Here is a 16,604-nt window from a genome sequence, read left to right as displayed (position 1 = left end):
GACCAGCGGTGCGGCCAGCGCTGGCAGAAGGGGACGAGCGGTATGAAGAGCCAGTGGCCGGCCATTACCTTGCGGTGATTCGTGACGGTTGTATTACCCTGCGCCACTGATTGTCGTCCGCTCTCGGGTCCCTGGAGTCGCCATGCCTCGCTTCGCCGCCAACCTCAGCATGCTCTACCCGCAACACGCCTTTCTCGATCGCTTCGCCGCAGCTGCCGCCGATGGCTTTGTCGGCGTGGAATATCTGTTTCCCTATGAGCATCGCCCTGAGGAACTCAGGCAGCGCCTGGACGACCACGGCCTGCAGCAGGTGCTGTTCAACGCACCACCGGGGGACTGGGCGGCGGGAGAGCGTGGCACGGCCTCGCTGCCCGGACGCGAGCAGGAGTTTCGCGCAGGGTTCGCCCGGGCCCTGGAGTACGCCGCGGTGCTGGGTAATGCACGCATCCATGTGATGGCCGGATTGCTGGCCGACGAAGGCGAGCGGGCCCGGCACCATGGGGTCTACCTGGAGAACCTGGCCCATGCCTGCGCCCGGGCTGCCGAGGTGGGTATCACGGTACTGGTGGAGCCGATCAACACCCGGGACATGCCGGGGTTCTTCCTCACCCGCCAGGACCAGGCCCAGGCCATCTGCCGCGAAGTAGGGGCCGACAACCTCAAGGTGCAGTTTGACTGCTACCACTGCCAGATCGTCGAGGGTGACGTGGCCACCAAGCTGCGCCGCGACCTGGCGGGCATCGGCCATATCCAGGTCGCCGGGGTGCCGGAGCGCCATGAACCGGATCAGGGCGCATTGCATTACCCCTACCTGTTCCAGTGGCTGGATGAGCTGGGTTACGCCGGCTGGGTCGGTTGCGAGTACCGGCCCCGGGGCGACACCAGCGCCGGCCTGCAATGGCTGCGGGATTGGCAGGCGCGTTGATGCATTAGCCCGGGCTAGGGGCAGAAGGGGCAGTACAGGTTGTCCAGGAAGTCATCGCTGTGGATGTTCGCGTCCAGGACCTGCACCACCACCGGGCCGTGGCGCGGGCACTCCAGCACTTGCCCGGCGCCGCTGCGGGCGGGCTGTTCTGCGCTGAACTCGTTGCAGCCGCACCAGGGGCACTTTTGCAGGGGCTGTTCGTACTGCCCGAGGATCGCCAGTGTCCAGCCGCAGCCGGTGCAGCTCAGGCGGTGAAGGGCGCGGGCAGGGGTGAAGGTGGGCATCGATGGTTCCTCGGTAGGACGCTCCGGGCAGTGGCTTGAGCAAATGGGTCAATGGCTCCCGGGCCTGGCGGCTGTTGAACCGCAAAGAGCCGTGCCGCAAGAAGTGTTGGTGGGGCATGGGGCGATATTGATAGGGGCCGGTCATGCTCGGTTCAATCGGTCGATGTGCGTGGGCGGTCGATCTTCCAGCGCTGCTTGAGCCGTTGCAAGCTGCCATCGCGCTCCATCGCCTCCAGGGCCTGCTGCCAGCGGGCGACCTGGGCCGGGTCGACCTTGGGCGAGAAGGCGATATAGGCATCCTGGTGCATCAGCGGGATCTGGTAGCGCAGTTGTTCCAGCCTCATGCCTTGCTCGGCGGCGAAGGTGCCGACGCTCATGGTGTCGGCGACCACGTACTGCACGCGGCCGACCTGCAGCAGGCGCATCATGATTTCCGGGCTGTCCACGCCCCACAGGTTGGTCAGGCCCTGTTGCCGGAGGAAGCTGTAGACCAGCCACTTGCGCGGTACGGCGATCTGGCCCTGGGTCTGTTGCAGGTCGGTCACTGGCGTGGTGTCGTTGCTGCCGCTGTAGAGCGCAGTCTCGGTCTGCATCAAGGGCCCGACCCACTGGTAGCGGGTTTCGCGCTCGGCGGTGCGCAGGATGGTGAACACGGCGGTGTCGGCTTCCTCGCTGGCATCGCGCAGGGCCCGCAGCATCGGCCGTTGCTGGATCTGGACAGGGTCGCCACTGCGTTGCGCCAGGGCCTGCACCACATCGACGGCGAAACCTGCCATGTGCTCGCCCTGCTGGAAGTGCAGCGGTGGGTGGTTGTCGGTCAGCATGCGCAGCTCGCCAGCGTGGGCCGCAAGGCTCAATAGCGGCAACAGTGCCTGCAGCATCCATTTCATGCAGTGCCCTTGGAGTTTCAAAACGCAGAGCTTAGTACGACTGGTTGCCGCCTGTCGCGATAAACGCTGCCGGCCCTGGGCCTGGCTTCAGAGGGCGATGCCCGGGGCTTTTTTCGTCGGGATATCGCTGAAAACACGCCACTGCGGTTATTCTTGCGCCGCCTTTTCAGAATGGAATCGACCCATGTTCGCTCCCCTTGTTCGTCCCTTGCGAGCCTCTGGCTTGCTGTTCGCCGTCCTGGCCTGTTCCCAGGGCGTGCAAGCCAGCAGTTTCGATTGCGCCAAGGCCGCCAGCGCCAGTGAAAAGGCCATCTGCGCCGACGCTTACACCGCCAAGCTGGACAGCCGGCTGGGCAAGGCCTGGACGGCGACCCTGGGCGAGGCCAAGGACCCCAAGGCGCTGCGCCTGGGCCAGCGGGAATGGCTCAAGCAGCGCGACCAGTGTCAGGCCGACCTGGGCTGCCTGCGCAGCCAGTACCTGAGCCGCCTGATGGTACTGCGCTATGTGAATATTCCGTTCAATTGGCAGGGCACCTGGCAGCGGGTCTCGGTCAGCCCGTTCTACGGCGGTGAGCTGGTGATCCGCCGCGCCGGCGAAGACCGTCTGAGCTTCGACCTGTCGGCCATGGGTGGCGCCAATTCCGGTGCGCTTGCAGGCACGCTGCAGCTCAAGGACGGTGAAGCGCGCTACGGCGTCGAGGGCTGCACGTTGCGCTTCACCCCACGCAACGGCCTGTTGCAAGTGACCCAGGAGGGCGACCCCTATGCCTGCGGTGCCGGTTCGGGGGTGTATTACGACGGGCTCTACGTGGCCTCCCAGCAGATCCTGGAGAATCAGTACGATTTGCTGTCCACCGCGCTGGTGCGTACCGAGGAGGAAGACCAGCGAGCCCGGAAACTGCTGCAAAAGGACTACCAGACCCTGCTCGACAGCGGCTCGGTGTTCTCCCAGGACACCTCGGCCGAGCTCAAGGGCGCCGAGGTTACCGATATGTGGCTGCAGGGGCTGGCCAATACCAATGCGGCGATTTTCGTGCGCGGAGCTCAGGGACAACTGTGGGTCGCGCTGCTGGCGGTGGTGGGGCCCAAGGATGAGGTACGGGTGCGTTACTACACCACCGAGCCTGAGTGGAAGCACAGCCTGCCGGACGTGGTGCAGGCGTGGTACGAAGAGCGCACCAAGGGCAAGCGCCTGGCGCTGGACATGATGCCCTGACCCGGCGCCCTGGAATTTACGCGCGGGGATGCTGAAGCCTGCTCGCGCAGCTGCTAGAGTCTCGCCCCTGGCAGGCGGGACACCCGGTCCTGGCGGACAAATTCCAGCGGTTGGTGACGCGAAGCCCGCGAGAGCGTCTACGACTTGTGCAAGTGACATTGCCGCCGCCGTCATCGGCGCCTGGCACATTTGAAATTGGGAGAATCTGTATGGTCATCAAACCCCGCGTTCGCGGCTTTATCTGTGTGACGACCCACCCGGTCGGCTGTGAGGCCAACGTCAAGCAACAGATCGATTACGTCACCCAGCAGGGCGCCATCGACGCAGGGCCGAAGAACGTACTGGTCCTCGGCGCTTCCACCGGCTACGGCCTGGCAGCGCGGATCACTGCAGCCTTCGGCTGTGGCGCCAATACCCTGGGCGTGTTCTTCGAGCGCGGCAGCGTCGACGGCAAGCTGGGCACCGCCGGCTGGTACAACAGCGCGGCGTTCCACAAGTTCGCCGAAGAAAAGGGCCTGTACGCCAAGAGCATCAACGGCGACGCCTTCTCCGATGCGGTCAAGGCCGAAACCATCGAGACCATCAAGCGCGACCTGGGCAAGATCGACCTGGTGGTCTACAGCCTGGCCGCCCCGCGCCGCACCCACCCCAAGACCGGTGAAGTGCTGAGCTCGACCCTCAAGCCCCTGGGCAAGTCCGTGACCCTGCGCGGTGTCGACACCGACAAGGAAATCGTCAAGGAAACCACCCTGCAACCTGCGACCCAGGAAGAGATCGACGGCACCGTGGCGGTCATGGGTGGCGAAGACTGGCAGATGTGGATCGATGCCCTGCACGAGGCCGGCGTCCTGGCCGAAGGCGCCAAGACCACCGCCTTCACCTACCTGGGCGAGAAGCTGACCCACGACATCTACTGGAACGGCTCCATCGGCGAAGCCAAGAAGGACCTGGACCAGAAGGTCATCGGCATTCGCAAGGAACTCTCGGACCTGGGTGGCGATGCCCGGGTATCGGTGCTCAAGGCCGTGGTGACCCAGGCCAGCTCGGCGATCCCGATCATGCCGCTGTACCTGTCGCTGCTGTTCAAGGTGATGAAGGAGCAGGGCAGCCACGAAGGTTGCATCGAGCAGGTCTACGGCCTGTACAAGGACAGCCTGTACAACCCGAACCCGATCATCGACGAAGAAGGCCGCCTGCGCGCCGACTACAAGGAACTGCAACCTGAGGTCCAGGACCGCGTGAAGCAGCTGTGGGACGAAGTCACCAGCGATAACCTGTACCAGCTGACCGACTTCGCCGGCTACAAGCAGGAGTTCCTGCGCCTGTTCGGTTTCGAGATCGACGGTGTCGACTACGAAGCCGATGTCGATCCGGACGTGAAGATCGACAAGCTGGTCCAGCTGTAACCGCACTGCCCGCGTGACCCAACGCCCCTCCATCGTGAGGGGCGTTGTCGTTCATGGCTCAGGCCAGCTTCACGTTCATGGTGATCTGCGCGGTGAACACCGCTTGCTCCTGGCCATCGAAGGCCGTCACCGCCACCACCTTGTCCCCGGCGCTGGACCAGTCCACCGCGCTGCCGTCGGCCACTGCCCGGATATCGCCCTTGGCCTTGGCCAGGTAGGCCACGGTCATGCCCTTGGGAATCCACCGCGCACCGGCGGGAATCGACACATCGGTCATGACCCCGGCCGCCAGTTCGGCGGCATTGCACAGGGCGATGGCGTGCACCGTACCCAGGTGGTTGGTGATTTCCCGGCGAAACGGCACCCGCACCTGGCAGTGGCCAGCCTGCAACTCATCGATCAAGGGCGTGATGCTGGAGAAGTAGGGCGCCATCTGGCAGGCCATCTGGGTGAATTTTTCCGCCCCGGCGGCGTTGAACATGCTGAGAACCTGGCTCATGGAAATGCCTCGCTGTGGTAGGGAAACAGGTTTACAGAATAATATTCTGTAAAAGAACAATATTCGGTAAAAAGAAAACCTGTCAAGCTATGGGCCTTGGCAGGCCGTTGAAAAACGTCGGCGAGGCAGTCAGCGCAAGGCAAAAGCAGGCGAAAAAGCGCAATTTACGAGTGGTAAATGAGCACTTTGACCGGGCTGGCGCACCAGCTTGTTTTCAACGCAGCGAGGGCAACGCAGGTAGTTTTGAAACGGCCTGTTAGGCTCGTGCCTGCCCCATCCATTGACCCTGCAAGGAGCCAGATCCTACATGCCGGATACCGATCTGCTGGAACGCTGCTACCCGGGCCGTCGCGCCGAACTCAAGCGCAACATCCTCCAGCAGGCCCTGGGCTGCTTCAACCGACTGGGCCTGGAGGCCACCACCATCGAGATGATTCGTGCCGAATGCGAGACCAGCGTCGGCGCCATCTATCACCATTTCACTAACAAGGAAGGCCTGGTCGCCGCGTTGTTCTTCACCGCCCTGGACGACCAGGCGCAATTGCGCGACAGCTACCTGGCCCAGGCGCAGACCCTGGAGCAGGGCGTCCAGGCCCTGGTGCACAGCTATGTGGATTGGGTCGACGCCCAGCCGGAGTGGGCGCGGTTCCAGTTCCATGCACGCTTTGCCGTGACCCGCGGGCCCTTCAGCCAGGAGTTGGCCGAGCGCAACCGCACGCGCAACCGCAGCTTGCTGGAGTGGCTCAAGGCCCGCTCAGCGTCGGACGCTTTGCCGGCCATCCCGGCCGAACTGCTACCGTCCTTGATCATCGGCCAGGCCGAGAGCTATTGCCGGGCCTGGTTGTCCGGGCGGGTCCAGGGGCGTCCCCGTGAGTACCGCGAGCACTTGGCCGCTGCGGCCTGGCGCTCCATCGCCGGCCTGTAGCAGGCGCAAGTGCGCAAGATTGTTCAAGCCAGGACCGGCAGCGGCTGGCACAGTCCGGGTCCATCATTTGCGTGCGGGGTTCCATGTCCAGCGTTCTTCTACCGCGCGCCGCCTTCATCCGCGGCGCCATCGCCATCGTGCCCCTGTCCCTGGCCACCGCGCCCTGGGGCTTGCTGGCCGGCTCCATGGCCATCGAGGCCAATCTTTCGCCGTTGCAGGCCCAGGGCCTGTCGGGCATCGTGTTCGCCGGTGCCGCGCAGCTGGTGGCCATCGGCATGCTCAAGGGCGGGGCGGGGATCTTCTCGATCCTGCTGACCACCTTGCTGCTCACCTCCCAGCACCTGCTGTATGGCATGAGCATGCGGTCGGTGATCGCGCCGTTGCCGGGGCGCTGGCGCCTGGGCCTGGGCTTTCTGCTCACCGACGAGCTGTTCGCCCTCACCAGCGCCCACGACAAGCAGCAGTTCGACCGCTGGTATGCCCTGGGCGTGGGCCTGACCTTCTACGTGGCCTGGAACCTGTTCACCCTGCTGGGCATCGTGCTCGGCAAGAGCATCCCGGGGCTTGAACACCTGGGGCTGGACTTCTCCATCGCCGCCACCTTCATCGCCTTGATCACCCCCCTGGTGCGCAATGTGCCGACCGTGGTCTGCGTCGCGGTGTCGTTGTTCTGCTCGGTGCTGTTGAGCTACTGGCAGTGGGGTTCGGCCCTGGTGATCTCGGGCCTGGCGGGCATGACCGCGGGTTTTGTCTGCAACAAGCTGTATCGGGGGCGCGCATGATGGTCTGGGCAGTGATTTTCGGCATGGGCCTGCTGGTCTTCCTCAACCGCTACGTGTTCCTCGAACCGCGCCTGCCGCTGCGTTTGAGCAGCAATGCGCGGCAGTTCCTCGGTTTCGCGGTGCCGGGCATGCTCACCGCGATCTGCGGGCCGATCGTGTTCATGCCCGAGCACCAGTTGAACCTGCGGCTGGACAACCCCTACCTGCCGAGCTCCCTGGTGGCCATCGTGCTGGTGATCTACACCCGCAACACCTTGCTCAGCATGCTGTTGAGCATGGGCTTCTTTTTTCTCCTGCGCTGGTGGCTGTAGCGACCGATTGCGGTAGCCTGGGCACCTTTGGGCCCAGGCGGCCCGCCAACCGCAACGGAAGCACCGGATGAGCGAATTTCCCCATGACATCGACCTGGACCAGTTCTGGGGCCAGGATGATCCCGCCAAGCGCCTGCCACCTCCCAGCGACCAGCTGATCGCCGAACTGCAAGAGGAACTGGGCTACCGCTTCCCCGATTCCTATGTGGCCTTCATGCGCCTGCGCAATGGCGGGCGGCCCGAGCTCACCTGTTTCCCGGTGGAGCAGGGCACCTCCTGGGCCGAGGATCATTGTGCGATCGACTCGTTCCTGGCCATCTCCCGCGAGGGCGGCGACAGCCTGGGCGGACCCTCCGGCAGCCGTTTCATGATCGAGGACTGGGGCTATCCGGACCTGGGGATCTACATTTGCGACTGCCCGTCCGCCGGGCACGACATGGTGGCCCTGGACTACAGCGAGTGCGGGCCGCAGGGTGAGCCGCGGGTGGTGCACGTGGACCAGGAGGGCGACTACGAGGTGACTGTCCTGGCCCCGGACTTCGAGACCTTCGTCCGTGGCCTGGTGTCCTGGGAGGTCTACGACACCTCCGAGCAGGACTACCTGGATGACCTGGACAAGGTGGCCAACGCCGAGTTCTCGCCGATGCTGGCCGAGCTGCTGGAGCACTTCGCCCAGGTGCCGGACCTGGGCCCGCGCATCCGCCACATCGCCCTGGGCATCGTCCAGGACAAGCGCTACTTCGCCCTGCATGCCGACCCGTTGTCGCAACTGCTGTACGACTTGCAGTTCTGGCTGTACCAGGAACGCCACGGGGTCATCGGCAAGCAGCAGTACCTGCAGGACTACCGCGAGATGATCGCCTTCGCCAAGGGCTTCGGCAGCGGTGGCTACGCCCCTGACTTCATCAACGACTGGTGGCGGGCACGGATGGCCGGTGGCCAGTTGCTCCAGGTCGGTGGCGGTTTTGCCTTCAGTGCCGAATACCGCCAGCACCTGCTCGATCAATTGGCTGGCTTTCCCGCCACCCCACTGGTACTCTAGGAGCAGCCATGAGCGAGGCCTCGATCCGCATCACCGGCGAGCAGACCCTCTCCGACAACTGGTATGTGCTGAAGAAATACAGCTTCGAGCTGCGCCGCCGTGACGGCAGTTGGCAGGCCCAGACCCGCGAGGTCTATGACCGTGGCAACGGCGCCACCATCTTGCTGTACAACCTGGAGCGGCGCACGGTGCTGCTGACCCGGCAGTTCCGCATGCCGGCCTATGTCAACGATCACGACGGCTACTTGATCGAGACCGCCGCCGGGCTGCTGGACAACGCCAGCCCCGAGGTGCGCATCCGCCAGGAAGCCGAGGAGGAAACCGGCTACCGGGTCGGCGAGGTGCAGAAGGTCTTCGACGCCTTCATGAGCCCCGGCTCGGTGACCGAGCGCGTGCATTTCTTCATCGCCCGCTACCAGGCCGAGGACCGGATCGACGACGGCGGCGGCCTGGAGCACGAAGGCGAGGATATCGAGGTCCTGGAACTGGATATCGACCAGGCCCTGGGCATGATCCACAGCGGGGAAATCGCCGACGGCAAGACCATCATGCTCTTGCAGTACTTGCAGTTGCATGTGCTCAAGCCCCGCAGCCTGATGGTGCTGGTGGCCGGCCCTTACCGTTCCGGCACCGGTGACGACCCGGCGCTGCTGGCGCGCAATGTCGAGGCCATGGAGCAGTGTGCGGCGCAGGTGCTGGCCGCTGGGCATTTTCCGCTGCTGGGGGAATGGGTGGCCCTGCCCATGACGCGCCTGGCCGGCTCCACGGCAGTGGGCGATGAGATCTACCAGGCGCGGTTCCATGCCTACGCCGAACGCCTGTTGCAGCGCTGCGACGCGGTATTGCGGATCGGCGGGCCATCGACCGGCTGCGACGCCATGCTCGAGCAGGCCCGACGCCAGGGCCTGGCCATCTACCACGGGGTCGAACAGTTGCCGGTGCTCGGCGTCGAGCGCAACTGAGCCATTCCGGCTGCCCCTCCATCGCGCCAGCGACGCCCGGGTTCGCCCGGGCGTGCCGCCGGGTTCTGCCCATTCGTGTAACGCCAGGTGCGCGGCGCCTGCCAGCCCCGCGGAAAAATACTGTCTATCGTCTATAGGCAAGCGGGAGCTTCGTCGAACGCCGCGCGGGAGCCGCAGGGACGCGCCGGTCGATCTGTCGTCATGGCACCTGGAGCACTATGGAAAACCACGGTCCTGTTCTGCCCCAAGGGTTCAGCCCCTCCAACCAGGCGTTGACCCGGGTCACCTTGCTCAGCTGCTGCGGGTTGTTGCTGGCGCTGTTCCTGTTCACCACGGCGCTCCTGGTGTTCATCGCCCTGGAGCAGAACCGCAGCGCCGAGCAGCACAACCGCCAGGATATCGACAGGGCCCTGCAAACCCTGGCCAGTAACACCCGCACCACCATCAAGGACTACGCGTTGTGGGGCGATGCCTACCGGAACCTGCACCTGACGGTGGATATCGACTGGGCCTTCACCCGGCAGAACTTCGGCTCCAGCCTGTATCGCGACCTGGGCTTCGACGGCGTCTTCGTGATCGGTCCTGCCGGCACCACCCGCTATGCCCTGGTGGCCGGCCAGCTGGCCGCGATGGACGCCGGCGACTGGCTGGGGGCGCAACTCGCGCCGTTGGTGGCCCAGGCGCGCCAGACCCCGGCTGGGCATCCGGTCAGCCGCTATCTGTCCATCGGCGGCACGCCGGCCCTGGTGGCCGCCGATGTGCTGGGCACCGGCGGCGATCCCCAGGTTCGCGCCGACAACGGGCCGCAGTCGGTGCTGGTGTTCGTTGCCCGGCTCAACCCACCGCGCTTGTTGGCCATGGGCCATGGGCTGGAAATCGAGCAACTGCGGGTGGCCGGCGCCACGCTCCCTGGGAACCAGCCCCGGCTGGCCTTGCCCGACGCTGCGGGGTTCTTGCAGTGGCAGCCGGCCCGCCCCGGCCATCAGTTGCTGGTGGTGGTGATGCCGCTGTTGTTGCTGGTCGGGCTGCTGGTGGGATTGCTGGCGGTGTTCCTGCTGCGCCGGACCGCCCTGGCAGCCCAAGTCACGGACCGGCAGATGCACGAGCTGCAGGCCGGTCGCGCGGCCCTGGCGGCCAGCGAGGCGCGCTTTCGCGATGTGGCCGAGGCGGCCTCCGACTGGATCTGGGAAGTCGATGGGCAACTACGCCTGACCTACCTGTCCGAGCGTTTCCAGACGGTCACCGGGTTGTCCCGCGATGCGACCCTGGGCCAACCCCTGGATACCTTGCTCAGCAGCGAGCAGGGGTCGCTGTCGCAATGGCTGGCGGCACCCGGACAGTCCGCGCGGACGGTGCTGCAATGCACCTACCTGGACGGGGGGCGGCAGCCGCGGATCTGCCGCCTGTCGTTGCGCGCCTTGGCCGAAGGCGGGTTTCGCGGCACCGCCAGCGACATCACCGAGGAAGTCGCGGCCCGCCGGCGCATCGAATACCTGTCCCAGCACGACACCCTCACCGGGCTGGCCAACCGGGCGCGGATGCAAGAATTCCTCGAGGGCAAGCTGTTGGTGTCGCCATCCTTGCAGGAGCCGCTGCTGATGCTCAGCGTCGACCTCGATCGCTTCAAGCCGGTGAACGACCTGCTGGGCCATGGCGCCGGCGACCAGGTGCTGCACGAGGTGTCCCGGCGCCTGAGCCGTTGCCTGCGCAGCGAGGACCTTGTGGCCCGGGTCGGTGGCGACGAGTTCGTGCTGGTGGTGCCGGGGCATGTGGCCCAGGTGGAGATCGAGGGCCTGTGCCGGCGGGTGATCGAGCATATCGAGGCGCCGTTCTACGTGGCCGGCCACGAGGTGTTCATCAGCGCCAGCATCGGCATCGCCCGGGCCCCGGCGGATGCGACCCAGGCCGATGAATTGCTGCGCCTGGCCGATATCGCCCTCTACGAGGCCAAGGCCGCCGGGCGCAGCACCTGGCGTTTCTATGCGGCGCAGATGAACGCGCGGATCATCGAGCGCCGGCGCCTGGAGCAGGACTTGCGCCAGGCCATCGACCAGGGCCAGTTGCAGCTGCAGTTCCTGCCGCGCTACCGCCTGGCGGACCATCGGCTGGTGGGCGCCGAGGCATCGGTGCGCTGGGCCCATCCCCGGCACGGGCTGCTGGGGCCGGAAGTGTTCGTACCCATCGCCGAAGACAGCGGGCTGATCCTGCCGCTGAGCAATTGGGTGCTGCAGGCGGCCTGCCAGGCGGCCCTGGACTGGCCGCAAGAGCTGCCGGTGGCGGTCAAGGTGTCGTCCGCGGAGTTCCAGCGGGCCAGGCTGGTGGCGCGGGTCAAGGCGGCGCTGGAGCACAGTGGCCTGGCTGCGGGGCGCCTGGAACTGGAACTGAGCGACAAGCTCCTGCTGGACGACCGGCGCCAGGTGCTGGACATCATGCATGGGCTCAAGACCTTGGGCGTGGGCCTGTTGATGGATGATTTCGGCACCGGCTACTGGGCCTTGCAGCATCTGCAGAGCCTGCCCCTGAATGGCTTGAAGATCGACCGCAGCTTCGTCGCGGGCCTGGCGGGCAACGCTGCCGGGCGTTCGATCGTCCAGGCGATCGTCGACCTGGGCCACGCCTTGTCGTTGCGGGTGGTCGCCGAAGGCGTGCAGGACCAGCAACAGTTCCAGGCCCTGCGTGATATCGGCTGCGATGAAGCCCAGGGGCTCTACCTGGCCGGGCCGTTGACGGTGGACGCCCTGGCGCGCCAGCTCGCCGTGGAGCCGGACCAGTCGCAGTCGATGCATTGAGGCCAGTCAGCGGGGAACCTGGGTGCGATCAGGCCGGATCGGCGGCAGCGCCCTGGTGCACCGGCAGTTCCACGCGGAAGGTGCTGCCGCGGCCCAGCTGGCTTTGGACGGTGATCCGCCCCCCGTGTTTCTTGATGATGCCGTAGGACAGCGATAGCCCCAGGCCGGTGCCCTGGCCGATGGGCTTGGTGGTGAAGAAGGGATCGAAGATCTTCTGCAAATGTCGCTCGTCGATGCCGGACCCACTGTCGCTCACCTCCAGCCAGACCCACTGGCCCTCGACTCCGGTGCGCAGGGTGATGGTTCCGCGTTCCGGACCGATGGCCTGGGCGGCGTTGACCACCAGGTTCATCACCACCTGGTTGAGCTGCGAGGGCAGGCACTCGATGTCCGGCAACGGGTGGTATTGCTTGATCACATCGGCCTTGTATTTGATCTCGTTGGCGACGATGTTCAATGTCGAGTCTATGCCTTGTTGCAGGTTCGCCAGCTGCCACTGCTGGTCGGTGTCGACCCGGGAGAAGTTCTTCAGGTCCTTGACGATCTGCTCCACCCGGCCGATGCCTTCCTTGGACTCCTTGATCAGCAGCGGGATGTCCTGGCGAAGGAAATCCAGTTCGATGCTATCGCGCAGGCTGCCCAGGCGCTGGCGCAAGGCCGCGTCGACGATGGCTTCTTCGCTTTGCCGGTAGGCGTCGAGCATCTGGTCGATCTGTTCGAGGTATCCGGCCAGGCTGCCCAGGTTGGATGAAACGAAGCCGATGGGGTTGTTGATTTCGTGGGCGACTCCAGCGGCGAGCTGGCCCAGGGACGCCAGCTTCTCGGATTGCACCAGTTGGTTTTCCAGCTGCTTGCGTTCGTCGATCTCCTGGCGCAGGGCCGCTCCGGCCCGTTCCAGGTCTTCGGTGCGCTGCTGTACCAGATGTTCCAGATGATCCATTTGCAACTGTGCCCGGGCAGTCATTTCCCACTTGCGGGTGAGGGTGCTGGCCAGTTGCTGGACCTCGATATTGTCGAATGGCTTCTTCAGGATCAGTAGCCGATCGTAGCCTTGCAGGCGCTCCAGCAGTTCTTCCCAGGAGTAGTCGGAATAGGCGGTGCAGACCACCACTTGCAGGCGCTGGTCGCGCAGCCAGAGCTGCTCGATGGTCTGGGCCCCGTCCCAGCCCTGGGGCATGCGCATGTCGACGAAGGCCAGGGCATAGGGCCGCTGCTGTTCCATGGCTCGGCAAAGCTTGTCCAGCCCCTCCTGGCCACCATAGGCCGATTCCAGTTCGAAGGCCTGCTGGCGGCTCTTGCCCTGGCTGCCGAACAACTGGCTTTCGAGGTCGTCCAGGGCGTCGTTCGTAGCCGGCGCGGGAGCGAGGATCTTGCGAAAGTCCTCATGGATCGACGGGGTATCGTCGATGAGCAGGATACGGCGGTTGGTCAAGTCGTCCATCATCGGCCCTCGGCACTGGTCAGGGGGATGTCCAGGGTGAAGGTGGCGCCGGTCCCCGGTCCATCGCTGTGTACGCTCAGTTGCCCATTCATCTCTATCGCGGCCAGGGCGCAGCTGTGCAGGCCGAAGCCGTGGCCTTCCGTGCGGGTAGTGAAGCCGTGGACGAAGATCTTGGTCAGGTTCTGCGCGGTGATGCCTTCGCCTTCATCCTTGACCCGGATACGCAAAGTCCGCTCATCAACCACATGGGCGCTCAGGGTCAGTTTGCGCGAGTGCTCGTCCAGGCTGGACATGGCGTACTTCGCATTGCTGATCAGGTTGATCAGGATGAGCAACAGGCGATGCTTGTCGCCCATGATCGGCGGCACATCGGCATAGTCGCGGATCACCGTGACCTGGTGGCGAGTCAGGGCGCCGGAGTTCATCCGCAGGGCGTCATCCATCAGGTCGGCCACCCGCAGGGGCTCGACCAGGCGCGAGGCTCCGGCATAGGACTGCTGGGTGGCGACGATTTCCTTGATGTGGTCGACACTACGGCCGAGTTGGGCCAGTTCCTCGCCCATGCTTTGCTGTTCGTCGGCAATGGCTACCACCAACTGGTTGAGATAGCCGGGAAGCATCTTGCCTTTTTCGTCTTCGCAGAGGAAATGTCCCAGGTCGTCGCTGTGCTGGTTGATCAGTTGCATGGCCTTGCCCAGGCCCAGGGCCTTGCTGCTACGCAGCTTGCGGCTGAGGATCTCGCTGGAGATATTCACGCTGTTGAGCACGTTGCCAACGTTATGCAGCACATTGGTAGCAATTTCCGCCATGCCGGCCTGGCGTGCGGTATCCAGCAGTTCGCTCTGGGTTTCCTTGAGCTCTCGGGTACGTTCCTCGACCCGCTGCTCCAGATGTTCGTTGGCGCTTTGCAAGTCGGTGTTGACCCTGCGGATCACGGCATAGCTGCGTATCAGGCGCAGCGCCAGGTACAGGATCAACAACACCAGAAGCACCGAAAACACCAGCAGGTATTGATGGGTCCGCTGGTCCTGTATATCCGCCTGCAACTGGTCGCTGTTGAGCAGCACGGTGATGTCATCCAGGCGCTCGGCTACCGGGATCGAGGTGATCCGATCCAGCAAGTCGTTGACGATCGGCTGTTCCCGCAGAATCACCGAGACGTGGTTGCTGAGGATTTCCACCGGATCGTGCATCGCCTCGGGCAGGCGTTCCTTGTTCACCGCCAGCTTGTTCAGGCCCACCAGGATATCCGCCGCCTTGTCGTCGCTGGAGACCTGGGCGAACTCGAGGCTGCTGAGCAGCAAGTCGTAGGTGTCGATCGCGATGTTCTGCTGAGACATCCTTTGCTGGTCATCGAGGTCGGACAATTGACGCTGGATGTCATCCTCGGCACTGGGCAAGAAGGCCAGGGAGTTGCGCAATATCGAATTGTGCGACTTGAAGCGCTCCACCAGTGCGGCCTTTTCCCGGAAGGCCTGGAGAAACGCCTCTTGGCTGGTTCTCCAGGCTTGCGGGTTGCTGTGCGGCTGCCTGGAGACTTGATCGAACTGGATCCAGATCTGGTTGATCTGCTGCACCGGAGACACCAGTGGATCGTAATTGTGGGTGATGGCGATCCGCGCCTTGAGCACCTCGGTTTCCCATTGCGCGTTCAATTGCTTGATGTGCCCGACCAGGTCCCGGGACAAGGCGTAGTTGGTCGATGGGCCTGTCACCATCTTCAGGTAGAAGAAGCCGAGCGCCATGATCAGAGCCCCGGCCAGCAGGATCAGCAGTGTAGTGGGCAGGCGGCGAGACGGTTTCATAGGGGCTTGCCATCCCATTCGCCGGTCAGGGTCTTGAGAAACTTGACGATCAGGCTGGTATCCAGGGGGTTGGGCGGACGGCCAAGCTGGTACTTGAACATCACGTCCACCGCCTGCTCCAGGGTTTGGGCCGAGCCGTCGTGGAAATACGGCGCGGTGATCGCCACGTTGCGCAGGCTGGGAACCTTGAAGACATTGCGGTCCTGCTCGTCGCCGGTGATCAGGAAACGCCCCAGGTCTGCTTCGGTGGGGGAGCCGCGGGCGGCGAAGTAGTCGCCCATCACGCCGAATTTCTGGAACATGTTGCCGCCTATATTGACCCCCTGATGGCAAGCGATGCAGCCATAGTCCTTGAAGCGTTGGTAGCCATATTTCTCCTCCAGGCTGAGGATGTCGGTATTGCCCAGCAGGTACTGGTCGAAGCGTGAATTGCCGCTCAGCAAGGTCCTCTCGTAAGTGACCAGGGCGTTGCGCACATTGGCCGCGGTCAGCGCATCCGGGTAGAGCTTGGCGAAGGCCTGGCGATATTGCGGGTCCTGTTCCAGGGTCTGGAGCAGGCTTTCCCAGTTATTGCCCATCTCGATGGGGCTTTGCAGCACGCCGTCGACCTGCTCCTCGAGGGTTTCGGCGCGGCCATCCCAGAACTGGCGAAAATTCAAGGCGGCGTTGAACACGCTTGGAGCGTTGACCCGGGTGACCTGGCCTTTGATGCCTGGTGACCTGGGCTGTGCGTCGGCGCCACCCAAGTCCAGGCGATGGCAGCTGGCGCAGGAGCGGCTGTTATCCACGGACAGGCGCGGATCGTTGAACAACCGGCGTCCCAGTTCGACCCGCTGGGGATCCAGGGCAGGAGGCGGGGGCAGGGACTTGAGAGGTTCATCCAGGGGCGCTGCCAGCGCAAGCTGGCTGCCCCAGGCCAGCAGCAGGCCCAGCACGACGTGGGCGAAGTACCGGCGGCTGGCCGGCAGGCATTCACTGGGCATGACCGTTCATCCATGGGCGCAATGCCCGGTTGTCGAGCAGGCGGGCAACGTCCTCGGCCGGCAGGGCCCTGCTGAAATAGTAGCCTTGGCCTTCCTCGCAGCCTTGTTGCTGTAGGTAGGTCAGCTGCTGCGCGGTTTCCACCCCTTCGGCGATGACGCTCAGGGTCGCGTCGCGGGGGCCGTGGCTCAAGCCCTGGACGAAGGATTGATCGATCTTGAGCACATCCACTGGAAACTTGCGCAGGTAGCCCAGGCTTGAATAACCGGTGCCGAAATCATCGACGGCCAGGCCTATGCCCATGGTCTTGAATCCATTTCAAAGCCCCCCGCGGACCTGTTGTCCG

15 protein-coding genes and 1 pseudogene are annotated in these 16,604 nt (G+C 64.5%); 9 read left to right on the top strand and 7 right to left on the bottom strand.

Features of this window, described 5'->3' with window-relative positions:
• Nucleotides 1-142: 142 nt before the first annotated feature.
• Nucleotides 143-925, top strand: coding sequence for a 2-oxo-tetronate isomerase (gene otnI, locus CAG11_RS25700; protein ID WP_085598699.1), 783 nt, complete (start codon nucleotides 143-145; stop codon nucleotides 923-925).
• A 14-nt stretch (nucleotides 926-939) separates the two neighbouring features.
• Here otnI and CAG11_RS25695 read toward each other — a convergent pair whose 3' ends face one another.
• Nucleotides 940-1,209: a hypothetical protein gene (locus CAG11_RS25695; protein ID WP_085598697.1), complete on the bottom strand. Its 270-nt coding sequence runs from the start codon at nucleotides 1,207-1,209 to the stop codon at nucleotides 940-942.
• Nucleotides 1,210-1,361: 152 nt separating this feature from the next.
• Nucleotides 1,362-2,099, bottom strand: coding sequence for an ABC transporter substrate-binding protein (locus CAG11_RS25690; protein ID WP_177409130.1), 738 nt, complete (start codon nucleotides 2,097-2,099; stop codon nucleotides 1,362-1,364).
• Nucleotides 2,100-2,283: 184 nt separating this feature from the next.
• On the opposite strand from CAG11_RS25690, the gene CAG11_RS25685 reads away from it, so the two are divergent.
• Nucleotides 2,284-3,315 carry a lysozyme inhibitor LprI family protein gene (locus CAG11_RS25685; protein WP_085598692.1) on the top strand — a complete coding sequence of 344 codons (1,032 nt, stop codon included), beginning with the start codon at nucleotides 2,284-2,286 and terminating at the stop codon, nucleotides 3,313-3,315.
• Between the two features lie 209 nt (nucleotides 3,316-3,524).
• Nucleotides 3,525-4,721 carry an enoyl-ACP reductase FabV gene (gene fabV / locus CAG11_RS25680; protein WP_022644073.1) on the top strand — a complete coding sequence of 399 codons (1,197 nt, stop codon included), beginning with the start codon at nucleotides 3,525-3,527 and terminating at the stop codon, nucleotides 4,719-4,721.
• 58 nt (nucleotides 4,722-4,779) lie between these two features.
• On the opposite strand, the gene CAG11_RS25675 is transcribed toward fabV, so the two are convergent.
• The gene (locus CAG11_RS25675; protein WP_068586723.1) at nucleotides 4,780-5,220 is read right to left on the bottom strand and encodes a hotdog fold domain-containing protein; all 441 of its coding nucleotides are present in this window, start codon (nucleotides 5,218-5,220) and stop codon (nucleotides 4,780-4,782) included.
• Nucleotides 5,221-5,527: 307 nt separating this feature from the next.
• On the opposite strand from CAG11_RS25675, the gene CAG11_RS25670 reads away from it, so the two are divergent.
• From CAG11_RS25670 to CAG11_RS25645, 6 genes are all read left to right on the top strand, one after another.
• Nucleotides 5,528-6,145: a TetR/AcrR family transcriptional regulator gene (locus CAG11_RS25670; RefSeq protein WP_085598690.1), complete on the top strand. Its 618-nt coding sequence runs from the start codon at nucleotides 5,528-5,530 to the stop codon at nucleotides 6,143-6,145.
• Between the two features lie 83 nt (nucleotides 6,146-6,228).
• Nucleotides 6,229-6,927, top strand: a complete 699-nt coding sequence (locus CAG11_RS25665) for an AzlC family ABC transporter permease (protein ID WP_022644076.1) — start codon at nucleotides 6,229-6,231, stop codon at nucleotides 6,925-6,927.
• On the top strand, nucleotides 6,927-7,238 hold the full coding sequence (locus CAG11_RS25660) for an AzlD domain-containing protein (protein WP_177409136.1): 312 nt from the start codon (nucleotides 6,927-6,929) through the stop codon (nucleotides 7,236-7,238). The genes CAG11_RS25665 and CAG11_RS25660 overlap by 1 nt, the downstream gene beginning before the upstream one ends.
• Before the next feature lie 67 nt (nucleotides 7,239-7,305).
• Complete coding sequence (locus CAG11_RS25655; protein ID WP_085598686.1) at nucleotides 7,306-8,280, top strand: SMI1/KNR4 family protein; 975 nt, start codon at nucleotides 7,306-7,308, stop codon at nucleotides 8,278-8,280.
• An 8-nt stretch (nucleotides 8,281-8,288) separates the two neighbouring features.
• A complete protein-coding gene (nudK, locus tag CAG11_RS25650; protein ID WP_085598684.1) occupies nucleotides 8,289-9,242 on the top strand; it encodes a GDP-mannose pyrophosphatase NudK in 954 nt (317 codons plus the stop codon).
• Nucleotides 9,243-9,460: 218 nt separating this feature from the next.
• Nucleotides 9,461-12,031 carry an EAL domain-containing protein gene (locus tag CAG11_RS25645; RefSeq protein WP_085598682.1) on the top strand — a complete coding sequence of 857 codons (2,571 nt, stop codon included), beginning with the start codon at nucleotides 9,461-9,463 and terminating at the stop codon, nucleotides 12,029-12,031.
• A gap of 28 nt (nucleotides 12,032-12,059) precedes the next feature.
• Here CAG11_RS25645 and CAG11_RS25640 read toward each other — a convergent pair whose 3' ends face one another.
• The 4 genes and pseudogenes from CAG11_RS25640 to CAG11_RS25625 all read right to left on the bottom strand — a co-directional run.
• Nucleotides 12,060-13,472, bottom strand: coding sequence for an ATP-binding protein (locus CAG11_RS25640; RefSeq protein WP_085598680.1), 1,413 nt, complete (start codon nucleotides 13,470-13,472; stop codon nucleotides 12,060-12,062).
• Complete coding sequence (locus CAG11_RS25635) at nucleotides 13,472-15,277, bottom strand: DAHL domain-containing protein (RefSeq protein ID WP_085598678.1); 1,806 nt, start codon at nucleotides 15,275-15,277, stop codon at nucleotides 13,472-13,474. Before CAG11_RS25635 ends, CAG11_RS25640 begins: the two co-directional genes overlap by 1 nt.
• Entirely contained in the window at nucleotides 15,274-16,260 is a 987-nt protein-coding gene (locus tag CAG11_RS25630; protein WP_085598676.1) for a cytochrome-c peroxidase, read from the bottom strand. Before CAG11_RS25630 ends, CAG11_RS25635 begins: the two co-directional genes overlap by 4 nt.
• Nucleotides 16,250-16,567 (bottom strand): annotated as a pseudogene (locus tag CAG11_RS25625) (EAL domain-containing protein); the annotation flags it as partial. The pseudogene CAG11_RS25625 and the gene CAG11_RS25630, both read right to left, overlap by 11 nt.
• Nucleotides 16,568-16,604 lie beyond the last annotated feature (37 nt).

Source organism: Pseudomonas sp. B6(2017) (assembly GCF_002112765.1).
Classification (GTDB): Bacteria; Pseudomonadota; Gammaproteobacteria; order Pseudomonadales; family Pseudomonadaceae; genus Aquipseudomonas; species Aquipseudomonas piscis.
Note: the sequence above shows the minus strand (reverse complement) of the source record. Positions and strands in the feature narration are given on the sequence as shown.